Origin of the sequence: Bradyrhizobium tropiciagri (assembly GCF_018130545.1) — a bacterium.
In the GTDB taxonomy this organism is placed as follows: Bacteria; Pseudomonadota; Alphaproteobacteria; order Rhizobiales; family Xanthobacteraceae; genus Bradyrhizobium; species Bradyrhizobium tropiciagri_A.
On record NZ_JAFCKF010000009.1, the window covers coordinates 257,456 to 273,318 of the forward strand.

Sequence of the window (15,863 nt, forward strand, 5' to 3'; positions counted from 1 at the left end):
TAGTGGGCATTATCGAATGAAGTTCAGCCGTCAAACAACGCTTCGGTCGCAAGCCACCGTGACTGGCGTAGGCGTTCATTCCGGTCTTCCTGTTAGTCTCACGTTGGGACCTGCACCTGTTGATGCAGGTTATATTTTTGTCCGCGCCGGTATCGACGGCGCCGACCGCGAAGTGACCGCCACCGCCGACGCTGTGATCGCAACCGAGTTTGCGACGGTGCTCGGTGACCGCGAGGGGCCGCTGGTCTCGACCGCTGAGCATGTGCTCGCGGCGCTGCGCGGCATGGGCGTCGACAACGCCACCATCGAAATCGACGGGTCGGAAGTTCCGATCATGGATGGCAGCGCTGCCGCGTTTGTCGCAGCCATCGATCAGGCCGGCATCGTGACCCAGGCCGGCGTCCGCCGCTTCATCCAGGTGCTGAAGCCGGTGCAGGTCAAGATCGGCGATGCGATGGGCGAGCTGCGTCCGTTCGCCGGCAGCTTCCGCGCCGAAGTCGAGATTGATTTCACCAACAAGGTGATCGGCCACCAGACCTTCTCCTTCGACCTTTCGCCGGAAGGCTTCCGCCGCGAGGTCGCGCGTGCCCGCACCTTCGGCTGCATGAACGACGTGGCGCGGCTGTGGGGCGCGGGCTTCGCGCTCGGCGCCTCCTTCGACAACACCGTGGTGTTCGACGAAGCCCGCCTGCTCAACACCGAGGGCCTGCGCTACGCCAACGAATGCGCCCGCCACAAGGTGCTCGACGTGATCGGCGATCTGGCGCTGGCCGGCCTGCCGCTGCTCGGCAGCTACCGTTCGGTCCGGGGCGGTCACAAGCTCAACAACGCGGTGCTGAAGGCGCTGCTCGCCGACCGCAGCGCGTGGCGCGTGGTCGAATCGGAGACCGCCCGGCGGCCGGTCCGTGGCCATGTCGAAGCCGGTGCAGGCACCGTGGGCGGCCTCGTTGCCCCGGCCTACGGCCCGGACGTGTCCTGATCGCCCAAGTCCTGATCGCCTAGCCGGTCGGGCCCGATTTCCGTAATAACCACAGCAGGGTGTGTGCTTTATCAGGCCGCCTTATTCCCGGCGGATTGGCTCCCTATTCGGTTGGTCCACGGTCATTTTTCGGTTAAGCAGGCCCGCGGTTGCCTGATACGGCGCCAACGGCACGAGAGATATTGCATCCATGACCGCGGTTCATGGGTGGAGTGGGGTCGCCGTTAACCGCATCACAGGCGTCAGGTTTTACAATTCATGTCGGCAATGCGTATGGCGCTCGAACCACGCTCCTCTTCTGACGTCTCCGGCCTGACAAGGGCCGCGCGCGCGCTGCGTTTTGCGGCGGGCCTGATCGTGCTGGCATTGCCGCTCTCAGGCTGCGGCACCGGCGCGCTGTGGGACAAGTTCATGGCCAAGGACGACACGTTCGTCGATGAGCCCGCGGACAAGCTCTACAATGAGGGCTTGTACATGATGAACGAGAAGAAGGACCTGAAGGCCGCGTCGAAGAAGTTCGAGGAAGTCGACCGTCAGCACCCCTATTCTGACTGGGCGCGCAAGTCGCTGCTGATGTCGGCCTATTCGTACTATCAGGCCGGCGATTACGACAGCTGCATCGGCTCCGCGACCCGCTACGTCACGCTGCATCCCGGCAGCCCGGACGCTTCCTACGCCCAGTACCTGATCGCGGCATCGCATTTCGATCAGATCCCGGACATCTCGCGCGACCAGGGCCGCACCGAGAAGGCGATCGCAGCGCTCGAAGAGGTGGTGCGCAAGTATCCGACCTCGGAATACGCCACCCAGGCCAAGAACAAGATCCAGGCCGCGCGCGACCAGCTCGCCGGCAAGGAAATGGCGGTCGGGCGCTACTACGTCGAGAAGCGCGACTACACGGCCGCGATCAACCGCTTCAAGACCGTGGTCACCCAGTACCAGACCACGCGCCATGTCGAAGAGGCACTCTACCGCCTCACCGAGGCCTACATGGCGATCGGCATCGTCGGCGAGGCGCAGACTGCCGCCGCCGTGCTCGGCCACAATTTTCCGGACAGCCGCTGGTACAAGGACGCCTATAATCTAGTAAAGTCCGGCGGTCTCGAGCCGAGCGAGAATCAGGGATCCTGGATCAGCAGGACCTTCAAAAAGATGGGTCTCGGCTAGGAATTGTCCTCGCATGCTGGCCCGTCTGTCGATCCGTGACATCGTCCTGATCGAACGGCTTGATATCGAATTTTCCCGTGGTCTGGCGGTGCTGACCGGCGAAACCGGCGCCGGCAAATCCATCCTGCTTGATGCCTTTGCGCTGGCGCTTGGCGGCCGCGGCGATGCCGGCCTGGTGCGCCATGGCGCCGAGCAGGGGCAGGTTACTGCCATGTTCGATGTCCCGAAGGGACATCCGGCGGCCAGGATCCTGGCCGAGAACGGCCTCGACGACACCGGTGAAATGATCCTGCGCCGCGTGCAGCTCGCCGACGGCCGCACCCGTGCCTTCATCAACGACCAGGCGATCAGCGTGCAGACCCTGAAGGCGGTCGGCGCGGTTCTGGTCGAGATCCACGGCCAGCACGACGAGCGCGCGCTGGTCGACGCCTCCACCCATCGCCAGCTGCTCGACGCCTTCGCCGGCCACGAGAAGGACGTCGCTGCGCTGGAAGCGCTGTGGGACATCAGGCGAACCGCCGGTAGCGCGCTCGACGAGCATCGCGCCGGCATGGAGCGTGCGGCGCGCGAGGCCGACTATCTGCGCCATGCCTCGCAGGAGCTGAAGACACTCGCTCCGAAGGACGGCGAGGAGACCGAGCTCGCCAACCGCCGCACCACCATGATGCAGGGCGAGAAGGTCGCGACCGATCTGCGCGAGGCGCAGGAGGCGATCGGCGGCTCGCATTCGCCGGTGTCGGCGCTGTCGGCCGCGGTGCGGCGGCTGGAGCGCCGTGCCGCCAATGCGCCGGCGCTGATCGAGCCGGCGGTGAAGGCGATCGACATCGCGATCAATGCGCTGGAGGAGGCCGACCAGCATCTCCATGCCGCGCTGGCGGCGACCGATTTCGATCCGGCCGAGCTCGAGCGCATCGAGGAACGGCTGTTCGCGCTGCGCGCCGCCTCGCGCAAATATTCGACGCCGGTCGATCTACTGGCCGCGCTCGCTGCGCAATACGCCAATGACGTCGCGCTGATCGATGCCGGCGCCGACCAGCTGAAGAAGCTGGAAGCCGCCGCCGCCGAGGCCGACAAGCGCTACGCGGCTGCGGCCGCGAAACTGTCGGCGGTGCGCAGCAAGGCGGCCGAGAAGCTCAACAAGGCCGTCAATGCCGAGCTCGCGCCGCTCAAGCTCGAGCGCGCGAAGTTCATGACCCAGGTCGAAAGCAATGCGGCCGCGCCGGGTCCGCAAGGCATCGACCGCGTCGAGTTCTGGGTCCAGACCAATCCGGGCACCAAGCCGGGCCCGATGATGAAGGTCGCCTCCGGCGGCGAGCTGTCGCGCTTCCTGCTGGCGCTGAAGGTGGTGCTGGCCGATCGCGGCTCGGCGCCGACCTTGGTGTTCGACGAAATCGATACCGGCGTCGGTGGCGCCGTGGCAGACGCCATCGGCTCGCGGTTGGCGCGTCTCGCCGGCAAGGTGCAGGTGATGGCGGTGACGCATGCGCCGCAGGTCGCGGCCCGCGCCAGCCAGCATCTTCTGATCTCCAAGGACGCGCTCGACAAGGGCAAGCGCGTCGCGACCCGCGTCAACGCGCTCGCCGCCGACCATCGCCGCGAGGAAATCGCACGCATGCTGGCCGGCGCCGAGATCACCGCGGAGGCGAGGGCGGCTGCGGAACGGCTGCTCCGGGCGGCGAGCTAGTTCGCCTATGGCCACCAAAGCGAAGAAAGCGCTGGTCGACGTCGACAAGCTCACCAAGGCCCAGGCCAAGGTCGAGCACATGCGGCTTTCGCTCGAGATCGAAGCGCACAACGAGCGCTACTACCAGAAGGACGCGCCGACCGTATCCGATGCGGCCTACGACGCCCTGCGGCACCGATTGGAAGCGATCGAGGCGAAGTTTCCCGATCTCGTCACCAAGGATTCGCCGACCCAGACGGTTGGCGCCGCGCCGGCCCGCGGCTTTGCCAAGGTGCAGCATGCCGTTCCGATGCTGTCACTCGGCAACGCATTCAGTGACGAGGATGTCACCGAGTTCGTCGAACGCATCAGGCGCTTTCTCAAGCTGGACGCCGACCACATTCCGGCGCTGGTCGCCGAGCCGAAGATCGACGGCCTGTCGCTCTCGCTGCGCTATGAAAACGGCGAGCTGGTCCGCGCCGCGACCCGTGGCGACGGCTTCACCGGCGAGGATGTCACCGCCAACGTCAGGACCATCAAGGACATTCCGCACGCCCTGAAGGGCCGCAACGTTCCCGCGGCCTGCGAAATGCGCGGCGAAGTCTACATGCTCAAGAAGGACTTCCTCGAGCTGAACAAGAAGCAGGCCGCGGCCGACGACACGATCTTCGCCAATCCGCGCAATTCGGCGGCGGGTTCGCTGCGCCAGAAGGATGTCTCGATCACCGCGTCACGGCCGCTGAAATTCTTCGCCTACACATGGGGCGAGATGAGCGAGCCGCCCGCCGACACCCAGCACGGCATGCTGGAGTGGATGGATAAAGCGGGCTTTGTGGTCAATCCGCTGATCACGCTCTGCAACAGCGTCGACGACGTCCTGAAATTCTACAACAAGATCGGCGAGGAGCGCGCGTCGCTCGGCTACGACATCGACGGCGTGGTCTACAAGGTCGACCGCCTCGACTGGCAGGAACGCCTCGGCTTCGTGTCGCGCAGTCCGCGCTGGGCCATCGCGCACAAATTCGCCGCCGAACAGGCCACGACGATACTCAAAGGTATCGATATCCAGGTGGGACGCACCGGCGCGATGACGCCGGTCGCGCGGCTCGAGCCGGTCACGGTCGGCGGCGTCGTGGTGTCGAATGCCACGCTGCATAACGAGGACTACATCAAGGGCATTGGCAACGACGGAAGTCCGATCCGCGATGGCGTCGATCTGCGCGTCGACGACACCGTCGTGGTGCAGCGCGCCGGCGACGTCATCCCGCAGGTCGTCAGCGTCGTGCTCGACAAGCGGCCGAGCAGCGCGAAACCCTACAAGTTTCCCGACACCTGCCCGGTGTGCGGCAGCCATGCGATCCGCGAGGAAGGCGAGGCGGTGCGCCGCTGCACCGGCGCGCTGATCTGCCCAGCGCAGGCGGTCGAGCGGCTGAAGCATTTCGTGTCGCGGCTCGCGTTCGATATCGACGGTCTGGGCGAGAAGCAGATCCAGGAGTTCTACGAGGACGGGCTGGTGAAGACGCCGGTCGATATCTTCACCCTGCGCGAGCGGGACGGGCGTTCGACCTCGAAATTGATGGAGCGCGAGGGCTACGGCGAAACCTCGGTGCGCAACCTGTTCGACGCGATCGACGCCCGCCGCAATATCGAGCTGCACCGATTGATCTTCGCGCTCGGCATTCGTCATGTCGGCGAAGGCAATGCCAAGCTGCTGGCACGGCACTATCACACGATCGATAATTTTCGCGAAGCGATGCTGGCGGCGGCCAAGGGTAGTGGGGACGAAGAGAACACCACCGAAGCCTACCAGGATCTCAACGATATCGATGGCATCGGCGAGATCGTTGCGGACGCGGTGGTCGAGTTCTTCGCCGAGCCCCGCAACGTCAAGGCGCTCGGCGAATTGTTGCGCCAGATCGAAGTGAAGCCCGCCGAGCAGCCGCGCAAGAGCTCGCCGGTCTCGGACAAGACCGTGGTGTTCACCGGTTCCCTGACCAAATTCACCCGTGACGAAGCCAAGGCGATGGCAGAGCGTCTCGGTGCCAAGGTCGCCGGCTCGGTGTCGAAAAAGACCGACTACGTTGTCGCAGGCGAAGAAGCCGGGTCGAAGCTGACCAAGGCGCGCGAGCTTGGCGTTGCGGTGCTGACCGAAGACGAGTGGCTGAAGCTGATCGAGGAGTAGGGCGAGGCGTCGCCGCACTCACCGCTGTCGTCCTCCGCGAAAGCGGGGGATGACGAGTTAGGGCGCGAGTGCCGCCCCTCACATCATCCCCTGCTCATCCTCCTCGGCCTGCGCGATCAACTCCTCGCTCACCACCACGTTTCGCCGCGGCACGATGAAGATCATGGTGCAGACGCAGGCGATCGAGATCGCGAAGATCGCCGAGGTCAGCGGCAGCGTGGTGGTGGAGTGGCCGCCGAGATAGGCGCCGAATTGCGAGATCAGCGAGCCGATGCCCTGCTGCAAAAAGCCCATGGCACCGGAAGCAGTGCCGGCCGCCTCGGGACGGATGCTGATGGCGCCGGCCGCGGAATTGGCCATCACGAAGGCATTGGCGACCATCACGATCATCTGGGTGCCGAACAGCCAGAGCGGCGCCTGGTTTGCTCCAGTGAAACTCCAGATCAGGTTCAACAGGCTGCCGCCGAGCTGCAACGCGAGGCCGAACCAGATCAGCTTCTCCAGCGAGTGCCGCGGCGCGAACCGCACGCAGAGCAGATTGCCGATGAAATAGCCGAACCCGGTCATCGCGAACCATGCGCCATACTCGGCGCTGCTGCGGCCCATCTGGGTCACTACGATGTAGGGGCCGCCGCCGGCGAAGGCGAAGATGATCTGCGACGCCAGCACCTGGCACAGGAGATAGCCGACGAAGGCGCGGCTGCGCAGCAGCTTGCCGAGGTCGCCGCGGAAGCTCGAACTGTCGGTGCGGTCACGGCGGGTCTCGGGCAGCGCCAGCGCGATGAAGATCGTGACGGCCAGCGACGCCGCGGTGATGAAATAGAGGATCGCGCGCCAGCCGAACGTGGTCTCCAGCAGGCCGCCGGTCAGCGGGCTCACCATCTGCGCGATCATCAGCGCGGCGACGACGAGGCTGATCATGGCGCCGACCCGCTCGCGCGGATAGAGGTCGCGGATGATGGCGCGGCTGATCACCATGCCGCTGGCGCCGCCGAGCGCCTGGAAGAAGCGCGCCGCGATCAATTGCGGCAAGGTCTCGGCGAACACCGAGCCGATGCCGGCCACCACCATCAGGCCGAGGCCCGCGAGCAGCACCGGCCGGCGGCCGAACTTGTCGGACAGCGGTCCCATGATCAGCTGCGACAGCGCGATGCCGACCATGTAGAGCGACACGGTCATCTGCGCGATGGAAATATCGCGGCCAAAGGTGGTGGCCAGCACCGGCAGCGCCGGGACCAGCATGTAGAGCGAGATCGGCGCGACGCCCGTCATCACGACGAGCATCAGCAGCATGACCTTCGATGTCGCGATGTTGTCTTGAGCCGCGCCGGGCGGCTTGCCCATCACGCCGTGCATTCAGGTCCGATCCAGCATTGTGCAACGACTGTAGCGTGCCCGTTCGCGCGGAATACCGGTGTTTCGGCATACGCCCATGCGATTTCGGGAGACGCAGCGGTGATGTTTCGCCTCGCGCAATTAGCGCCGGCTGTGCCGGCAAATTCCGCTCTCGTCCCGGCCTTCGCCGGGACGACACTGAGTATGTGCAGGGATGCTTGCGTCGCTACTTCAGCGCCGCCGTCGCCTCGTCGAGCCACAGCTTCGTCGCGTTGTCGTCGAGATGCGGGCGCACGACGCGCGCGACGCGGGCGTGGTAGTCGTTGAGCCAGGTCAGCTCACTTGAGCTCAGCATGTCGACCTCGATCAGGCGGCGATCGATCGGCGCCAGGGTCAGCGTCTCGAAGGCGTTGACCGGCTTTTCGGCGCCGACGATGTCGGTGCCGATCACGAGCTCGAGGTTCTCGATCCGGATGCCATAGGCGTCGGTCTTGTAGTAGCCGGGCTCGTTCGACAGGATCATGCCGCGCTTCAGCGGCGTGGTGCCGAGCTTGGAGATCCGCGCCGGCCCTTCATGGACGCTGAGATAGCTGCCGACGCCGTGGCCCGTGCCGTGCTCGAAATCGATCCCGGCCTGCCAGAGATATTGCCGCGCCAGGGTGTCGAGCTGCGCGCCGGTGGTGCCGTCGGGGAAGACCGCGCGGGCGATCGCGATGTGGCCGCGCAGCACCCGGGTGAAGCGATCGCGCATCTCGTCGGTCGGCTGGCCGATCGCGATGGTGCGGGTGACGTCGGTGGTGCCGTCCTGATATTGCGCGCCGGAATCGATCAGCAAGAGATCGCCGGGCGCAATGCGGCGGTTGCTCTTGCGTGTCACGCGGTAATGCACGATGGCGCCGTTCGGCCCGGTGCCGGCGATGGTCGGGAATGACACATCCTTCAGCGCGCCGGTCTGGCGGCGGAAGGTCTCCAGCGCCTCGACGGTGTCGATCTCGGTGAGGTGGCCGGAGGGCGCCTCGCGATCGATCCAGGCAAGGAAGCGCACAAGCGCCACCGCGTCGCGCTGGTGCGCCGTGCGCGTGCCCTCGATCTCGGTAATGTTCTTGACCGCCTTGAGCAGGCTGACCGGATCGTTGCCGCGCACCGGCTTGCCGCCGGCACCCGCGATCAGGCGGCTCAGGGCGTCGGCGGCGGTCGCGCTGTCGAGCGCGATCGAGGCGCCGCGTTTGGCGAGCTCGGTGAGCTTTGGCGCCAGCGCCGCCGGCTCCTCGACATCGGCGGATTGTTCGAGATGGTCGCGGGTCGCGTTGGACAGCTTGCGGTGATCGATGAATACCAGCGGCCGGCCGTCCTTCGGGACCAGCGCGTAGGACAAGGGCAGCGGCGTATGCGAGACGTCGGCGCCGCGGATGTTGAAGGCCCAGGCCACCGCGTGGCTGTCGGACAGCACCAGCGCATCGACGCCGAGCTTGTTGATCTCGAGCCGGATGCGCTTGAGCTTCTCGGCCTCGATCTCGCCGGAGAACTGTGTGCCATGGATCGCGACCGGGCCGAGCGGCGGTGCCGGCCGCTCGCTCCAGACCGTATCGACCGGGTTGCTGTCGACGGCGACCAGTTCGGCGCCGGCCTTGGCGCAGGCCGCCGCCAGCCGCTCGGCTGCCGCAGAAGTGTGCAGCCACGGGTCAAATCCTAGGCGGTCGCCTGCCGTCAGGTGCCGGGTCAGCCAGTGTTCCGGCGGCGGCTCGACCAGAGGCTCGACCTGCCAGGCCTTGCGGTCGACCTGTTTGCCGGCCTGCAGCGTGTAGCGGCCGTCGACGAACAGGGCCGCTTCCTTGGCGAGCACGATCGCGAGCCCGGCCGACCCGGTGAAGCCGGTCAGCCAGGCGAGCCGCTCTTCAGACGCCGCAACATACTCATTCTGCTGCTGGTCGGCGCGCGGAACCACGAATCCCATCAGCTTGCGCCGCGCCAGTTCCTCGCGCAGCGCGCTTAAGCGTGCGGTCAGCGCCACGCCGCCTTCGGGCTCTTCGAACGTCTGGAAATGGGCTTCGAACATCGCTGTCGCACTCTTTTCGGGTCGAGCTTGAGCTTCGCGCAAACGCAGTCAAGCTGACCACATTTTTGGCATAACTTCTGCTTGAAACATGGCATAGTAGAACTGACCGGACGATGTCCACCATCGCCGGCAAAGCGTACGGGGAGTGTCCAGGAGTGTCTCAACTCAACGGTGAGGAGATGCACGATGCCTGCATTCACGTTTGAGAAGATCTCGCCGCCGATCCCGCCCGGCCCGATCGCGCCGGTCGACCAGAAGCCGCGTGGCGTCATCGTCCAGATGCTGGATCGTTTTGTCGAGGCGCGTGCCTGGCGCGCTGCCAGCCAGGACAAGGTCGAGACGAGCGGTCGCGATTCCACAGCGCCCAAATAACCAGCCCGCAGATCGCATCTATTGCTCGAGGTCGGACGCCTTCGCCACGGTCGCATTGACGACCCTGGTGCCTTCGAGTTCGCGCACGATCCGCTCGTCGGGACCGACGATGCCGAGATCGAATTCGCGCTCAGGCGTCAGCAGCGTCATGCGCTGGCCGACGATGACGACGACGGTCATGTCGAGGGGCTCGCCGGAGATCGCCCATTGCCTGAGCTCGCTGCGAAACGGCTCCCGGCGCCAGGCGTCGGGGAAGCCCGGATCGCATCGGACCTCGAGGCCGTCGTCCGATGTGGTCAACACAAGCTTCGATCTCGAGGGCTTCCAGTGCTCGTCCAGCAACTCATTGACCAGCCAGACGCAGCTGAACGTGCGGCATTCCGCGGGCCGGTCCGGGTAGATCCGGCAGCCGCGCCCCGGCTTGCAATGCGGGCACCATGCGTTGGCGGGCTTCGCCAGTTCCTCGATCGCCATCACCTTGCAGCAGAGCGTGCAGTCGCCGCACTGTCTGCCGGCGGTGGTCATTCACCTCACCGACCGTAGCAGCAGGCTGCTCCAGCCCTCGATCCTCAGATGCCGCAGCGGCACCAGCCCGCGGGCGCGGTAGGCGGCGATGACGGCCGGCGCCTGGTGGGTCAGGAGGCCCGAGAGAATGACCTGCGCCGACGAGGCGAGCTGCCGCGCCATCGGCCCGGCCAGCTGTCGCAGCGGATTGGCCAGGATGTTGGCGAGCACGAGATCGAATGGTCCGTCCTCGGCAAACCGCGGCGATGCAAAGCCGGTGGCGCGGATCGCGTCGACCAGATGGCCGGCGCCGTTCAGCCGGGCATTCTCCTCCGCCACCCGCACCGAGGGCGGGTCGATGTCGCTGGCCAGCACCTTGCCGTGCAGCGCCTTGGCCGCGGCGATCCCCAGCACGCCGGTCCCGGTGCCGAGATCGAGCACCCGGCGGGGCTGGTACGCTTTCAACACGTGATCGAGCAGCAGGAGGCAGCCACGCGTGGTGCCATGATGGCCGGTGCCGAAAGCGAGCGCCGCCTCGATCTCGATCCCGAGCTTGTTGGACGGTATCCTGTGGCGGTCGTGCTGGCCGTGGACGACAAAGCGGCCGGCGGCGACCGGGACAAGGTCCTCAAGGCTGGCCTTGACCCAGTCCTTGGCCTCCACGGTGTCAAAGACCAAAGTTGATGTGACATCCTGCCGCACAACCTGGCCGACCAGCTCGCGCAGCAAGCTTTGGTCCGGCGGCTCGGCAAAATGGATGGTGACGTCCCAGCGGCCGTCCGGCCGCTCGAAGGCCGCAAAAGCTGCCTGATCCTCGAAAAACAGCTCGGAAAGCGCGTCCACCACACGCTTTGCGGTCGTTTCGTCAGGAAGGGTGATGCTGGCGCGATGCGTGGCTGGGGTCATCGGAGGCCCGTAGCGCGGATTTTGTTAAAATTTCAAGCATGATTCACTCGAATATCGCGAGAATTGCGAGGTTCCCGGTTTAGACAACTTTAGATTTCACCGTAGTAGTACTGTTCCCGGAACCGGAACCTCCTGTTCCAAAGGCATCACAACTTCAAGGGCAGGGCTGCTATGAAGGCTTTTATCATTAGGTTTTTGCAGAACGAATCCGGCGCGACCGCCATCGAATACGGACTGATTGCGACCGGCATCGCGATCGCCATCATCGCTGCGGTGAATGGCGTCGGCTCGTCGCTGAGCGGGACCTTCAACTCGATCAGCGGTTCGCTGAAGTAATTTTCGCAGACGGCGTTCTCAAGGCAAGCACCGGGCAACGACGCCCGGTGTTTTCTTTTTTGCCCGGTTGTCCACAGAGCTCTGTACCGCGCGTCAACAAGTCATCAACCGCGTTGTCCCGGGGTTATCGACATCAACTGCACAGCCGGTCCACCGCGATGTCCACCGGCTCTCCCGTCAGGGCGAGCAGATCTGTCCACAGCAGACCCACAGGTTCCCAACAAGCCTGTCCACAGCTTGCCACGCCATGCGCGCATCGCGTCGTTAGGCAAACAGCGCGCGATGGTCGGCCAGGATCGCGCGCGCGGCGTTGTGGCCGGGGGCGCCGGTGACGCCGCCGCCGGGATGGGCGCCGGAACCGCAATGGTAGAGACCGCGGAGCGGCCCGCGGTAGTCGGCATGGCCGAGCATCGGCCGCGCCGAGAACAGCTGGTTCAGCGTCAGCGCGCCGTGGAAGATGTCGCCGCCGAGCAGGCCGAACTGCCGCTCGAGGTCGAGCGGCGACAGGATCTGGCGGCCGATCACGGTGCCGGCGAAGCCGGGTGCGTAGGCGTCGACGGTGGCGATCATCAGGTCGGCGACCTCGTCGCGATGATCGTCCCACGATTTGCCGTCGGGCAGTTGCGGTGCGACGTGCTGGCAGAACAGGCTCGCAACGTGCTGGCCCTGTGGGCTCAGGCTGTCGTCGAGCGTCGAGGGGATCAGCATCTCGACCACCGGCGCACGGCTCCAGCCGAATTCGCGCGCGTCGCGCCAGGCGCGATCCATGTAGCCGAGACTTGGCGCGATGATGATTCCAGCGGTGAGGTGATCGCCGGCGCCCGGCAGCGCGGTGAACGCGGGCAGGGCGCTGAGCGCCACGTTCATCCGGAACGTGCCGGAACCGTTCTGCCATCGCGAGATGCGGCCGCGGAACTCGGCCGCCAGCGCACCTTCCGGCACCAGGCGGGTGTACAGCAGCTTCGGATTGACGTTCGAGACGACATATTTGGCGCGGATCGTCTCGCCATTGTCGAGGATCACGCCGATGGCACGATCCTTCTCGACGATCACCTCGCGGACACCAGCATCGGTTTCGATCTCGACGCCGTGGCTGCGCGCGGCGCTCGCCATTGCCTGGGTGATCGCGCCCATGCCGCCGATCGCGTGACCCCAGACGCCCTTCTTGCCGTTCACCTCGCCAAACGCATGATGCAGCATCACATAGGCCGAGCCGGCCGCGTAGGGGCTGGCGTAATTGCCGACGATGGCGTCGAAGCCGAACAGCGCCTTGACGAGGTCGTTCTCGAAACGCTCGTCGAGCATCTCGCCGGCCGAGCGCGTGAACAGGTCGAGCAGATTGCGCTGCTGCTCCAGCGTTAGCCGCCGCAGGATGTTGGCGGTGCCAAGCGCGTTGAAGGCCTCGCTTATTGCGCCGATGCCAAAACCCTCGACGAGGTTCGGCGGCGCGCGCAGCACGAACTGGCGCAACACGTCGGCGATGGCTTCGAGTTCCGCCGAGAACACGCCAATGGTAGCTGCGTCGCGCTGGCTGAGTTTCGCGACCGACTGCTGGGTGCGGCCTTCGCCGGTCAGGAGATAGCTGCCGTCGGGCGCGGGAAGGAAATTCTGCGCGCGGCGCTCGACAATTCTGAGGCCGTGATCGGCAAGTTTCAGATCAGAAATGATTTGCGGATTGAGCAGGCTCACCGTGTAGGCGGCGACTGAATTGCGGAAGCCCGGATGAAACTCTTCGGTGACCGCGGCGCCGCCGACCACCTTGCGGCGTTCCACGACCTTCACCCGCAGCCCGGCCATCGCAAGATAGGCTGCGCAGGTGAGGCCGTTATGCCCCGCACCAATGATGACGACGTCCGTCTCGTTCATGTCCGCTTCAAGAAGCAGTGATTAAAGCATGATCCGGAAAAGTGGAAACCGGCTTTCCGAAAAGATCATGCTCAGGAAAGGATCCAACGTGCTGTGGCGCCGCAGCGCCGCGTCGTCAAGTCCACGTGACCGCGGTTTCTTGCCCGTGATACTGCCGTATGATCAATTCAAGTCCTCCGGTGCGCTGCCGCCGGACCGTCCGCCTCCGGCGCCCGCCGGGTCCATGCCGGAGCCTTCATGACGTCTGAGCCGTCCGCCTCGCGAAACCGGCTGGTGCTGGTTGTCTACACCGCCGCGATCTTCGTCAGCGCGTTATTGCTGTTCTCGGTGCAGCCGCTGTTCACCAAGATGGTGCTGCCGCGGCTCGGCGGCTCGCCGGCGGTGTGGTCGGTGGCGATGGTGTTTTTTCAGTCGTTGCTGCTGGGCGGCTACGCCTATGCGCATCTCCTGATGAAGCTGAACAGCCGCATCGTGCCGATCGCTGTGCATCTGGTGCTGCTGGTCATAGCGTTGCTGACCTTGCCGCTGTCGATCAGGAGCGGCTGGGGCGAGCCGCCGAATTCGGGCTATGCGATCTGGCTGCTCGGCCTGTTCGCGGTCTCGATCGGGCTGCCGTTCTTCGCGCTCGCCGCCAACAATCCGCTGCTGCAGGCGTGGTTCGTGCGCACCGGTCACCCCAACGGCCCCGACCCGTATTTCCTCTATGCGTCTTCGAACATCGGCAGCTTCCTGGCGCTCTTGTCCTATCCGGTGTTGCTGGAGCCGATGTTCACATTGCGCACCCAGAATCTGATCTGGACCGGTGGCTATGGTCTGCTGATCCTGCTGATCGCAGGGTGCGGCGTGCTGCTGCTGCGGTCGCCGGCCACTGCCGCCGTGCTCAACATGCGAGTCGATGATGCCAACGCGCCGGCGCCGTCCTGGCTGCTGCGGGCACGCTGGATCTTCCTCGCTGCCGTACCGTCCGGTCTGCTGATCGCCGTCACGGCGCATATCTCGACCGACGTCGCCGCGGCGCCGCTGCTCTGGGTGCTGCCGCTGTCGCTGTATCTGTTGACCTGGGTGCTGGTGTTCCAGTCGCGGCCGCTGCCGCACAAATGGATGCTGCTGGCGCAGCCGCTGGCGATCGCCGGCGTCGTGATCCTGCTCGCGGTTGGCGGCGAGCAGAACCTGCTGCTGACGCTCGGCGGCCATCAGTTCTGCTTCTTCATCATCGCGATGGCCTGTCATGGCGAGCTCGCGCGCACCCGCCCGGCCGCGAGATATCTCACCGGCTTCTATGTTGCGCTGTCGTTCGGCGGCATGGTCGGCGGATTGTTCGCGGGGTTGATTGCGCCCTTTACGTTCTCGTGGATCGCCGAATATCCGATCCTGCTCGCGCTCGCGGCGCTGTGCCGGCCTTCTGGCGCCGAGCGGCTGCCGCGCTGGGCCGCCTGGTACTGGCCGTTGCTCGCGGTGCTGGCAGTGGCGCTGATCGCGCCATCCTATTCGACCGGCGACATCTTCAACTGGTTCGACGACCACCGGGTCTGGGTGATCGGTGGGGTCGGCGTGCTCTCGGCGCTGCTCGCGCTGGCGCTGAACGCCAATCGCTGGAAGATCTTCGCCACCGCCGTCGTCGCGCTGGTGGTGCTGCGCGCCTATCCGTCCGACGACGGCCGCGTCGAAACCGTGCGCAGCTTCTTCGGTGTGCACAAGATCGTGGTGACGCCGAACGGGCAGTATCACGTGCTGATGCACGGCACCACGATCCACGGTGCGGAGAAGTTCAAGAACGACGACGGCACGCCGGTCACCGGCAGGCCCGAAGCGATCAGCTACTACCACAAGGACGGCGGCATCGGACGGGCGATCACGGCAATCCGGGAGCGCAAGGGCGCACCGCTGAAGGTGGCGGTGATCGGGCTCGGCTCCGGCACGCTGACATGTGCATCGCAGCCCGGAGAGGACTGGCGATTCTTCGAGATCGACCAGTCGATGGTCGATACCGCGCGCGACCCGAAATACTTCACCTACATCCAGAACTGCGAGCCGAATCTGAAGCCGGTGATCGGTGACGCGCGGCTGACCTTCGCCAAGGAGCCGGACGGCGTCTACGATCTCATCATCGTCGACGCCTATTCGTCGGACGCGATCCCGATCCATCTCGCGACCGAGGAGGCGATGGCGATCTACAAGGAGAAGCTGGCACCGCAGGGCGCGGTCGTGATGCACGTCTCCAACCGCCATCTCGAACTGGCCAGCGTCGTGGTCGGCATTGCCGACGCCAACGATATGAAGAGCTGGGTCTATAGCGAGGATTCCGGACGCGACAACGAGTATATCTTCTCGACCTCGGTCGTGGTTTCCGCGCGCGAGGAGGCCGATGTCGGCAAGCTCGCATCATCGAATGTCTGGACCGAGACCGACGCCGACGAGAAGCAGCGAGTCTGGACCGACGATTATTCGAACGTGCTTGGCGCCGTCTACCGTCGCCTGCGCGACGGCGAGCAGTAGG

At 65.4% G+C, this 15,863-nt stretch carries 12 protein-coding genes; 7 read left to right on the plus strand and 5 right to left on the minus strand.

Translation table 11 applies throughout. The features are described 5' to 3' along the window. Positions 1-16 precede the first annotated feature (16 nt). The 4 genes from lpxC to ligA all read left to right on the plus strand — a co-directional run bounded on the left by lpxC (position 17) and on the right by ligA (position 5,991). A complete protein-coding gene (lpxC, locus tag JQ616_RS33105) occupies positions 17-979 on the plus strand; it encodes a UDP-3-O-acyl-N-acetylglucosamine deacetylase (protein ID WP_212022093.1) in 963 nt (320 codons plus the stop codon). A gap of 258 nt (positions 980-1,237) precedes the next feature. Further along, positions 1,238-2,146 carry an outer membrane protein assembly factor BamD gene (locus JQ616_RS33110; protein WP_433996025.1) on the plus strand — a complete coding sequence of 303 codons (909 nt, stop codon included), beginning with the start codon at positions 1,238-1,240 and terminating at the stop codon, positions 2,144-2,146. Between the two features lie 13 nt (positions 2,147-2,159). After that, entirely contained in the window at positions 2,160-3,830 is a 1,671-nt protein-coding gene (gene recN, locus JQ616_RS33115) for a DNA repair protein RecN (RefSeq protein ID WP_212022095.1), read from the plus strand. A gap of 7 nt (positions 3,831-3,837) precedes the next feature. Beyond that, positions 3,838-5,991, plus strand: a complete 2,154-nt coding sequence (gene ligA, locus JQ616_RS33120; RefSeq protein WP_212022097.1) for an NAD-dependent DNA ligase LigA — start codon at positions 3,838-3,840, stop codon at positions 5,989-5,991. Between the two features lie 78 nt (positions 5,992-6,069). Here ligA and JQ616_RS33125 read toward each other — a convergent pair whose 3' ends face one another. Both JQ616_RS33125 and JQ616_RS33130 read right to left on the minus strand, forming a co-directional pair. After that, positions 6,070-7,347 carry a multidrug effflux MFS transporter gene (locus JQ616_RS33125; protein WP_212022099.1) on the minus strand — a complete coding sequence of 426 codons (1,278 nt, stop codon included), beginning with the start codon at positions 7,345-7,347 and terminating at the stop codon, positions 6,070-6,072. A 205-nt stretch (positions 7,348-7,552) separates the two neighbouring features. Further along, positions 7,553-9,382: an aminopeptidase P family protein gene (locus JQ616_RS33130; protein WP_212022101.1), complete on the minus strand. Its 1,830-nt coding sequence runs from the start codon at positions 9,380-9,382 to the stop codon at positions 7,553-7,555. Positions 9,383-9,568: 186 nt separating this feature from the next. On the opposite strand from JQ616_RS33130, the gene JQ616_RS33135 reads away from it, so the two are divergent. Then, complete coding sequence (locus JQ616_RS33135) at positions 9,569-9,754, plus strand: hypothetical protein (protein ID WP_212022103.1); 186 nt, start codon at positions 9,569-9,571, stop codon at positions 9,752-9,754. 18 nt (positions 9,755-9,772) lie between these two features. Here JQ616_RS33135 and JQ616_RS33140 read toward each other — a convergent pair whose 3' ends face one another. Beyond that, the gene (locus JQ616_RS33140; protein WP_212022105.1) at positions 9,773-10,279 is read right to left on the minus strand and encodes a YkgJ family cysteine cluster protein; all 507 of its coding nucleotides are present in this window, start codon (positions 10,277-10,279) and stop codon (positions 9,773-9,775) included. Beyond that, the gene (locus JQ616_RS33145) at positions 10,280-11,164 is read right to left on the minus strand and encodes a 50S ribosomal protein L11 methyltransferase (protein WP_212022107.1); all 885 of its coding nucleotides are present in this window, start codon (positions 11,162-11,164) and stop codon (positions 10,280-10,282) included. It abuts the gene before it with no gap. A gap of 171 nt (positions 11,165-11,335) precedes the next feature. Between JQ616_RS33145 and JQ616_RS33150 the strand changes: the two genes are divergently transcribed. After that, positions 11,336-11,500: a Flp family type IVb pilin gene (locus JQ616_RS33150; protein ID WP_212022109.1), complete on the plus strand. Its 165-nt coding sequence runs from the start codon at positions 11,336-11,338 to the stop codon at positions 11,498-11,500. 264 nt (positions 11,501-11,764) lie between these two features. On the opposite strand, the gene JQ616_RS33155 is transcribed toward JQ616_RS33150, so the two are convergent. Beyond that, on the minus strand, positions 11,765-13,366 hold the full coding sequence (locus JQ616_RS33155) for a phytoene desaturase family protein (protein WP_212022111.1): 1,602 nt from the start codon (positions 13,364-13,366) through the stop codon (positions 11,765-11,767). A gap of 237 nt (positions 13,367-13,603) precedes the next feature. Here JQ616_RS33155 and JQ616_RS33160 point away from each other — a divergent pair, with 237 nt between their 5' ends. Beyond that, entirely contained in the window at positions 13,604-15,862 is a 2,259-nt protein-coding gene (locus JQ616_RS33160) for a fused MFS/spermidine synthase (RefSeq protein ID WP_212022113.1), read from the plus strand. The last annotated feature ends 1 nt before the right edge of the window (position 15,863 follow it).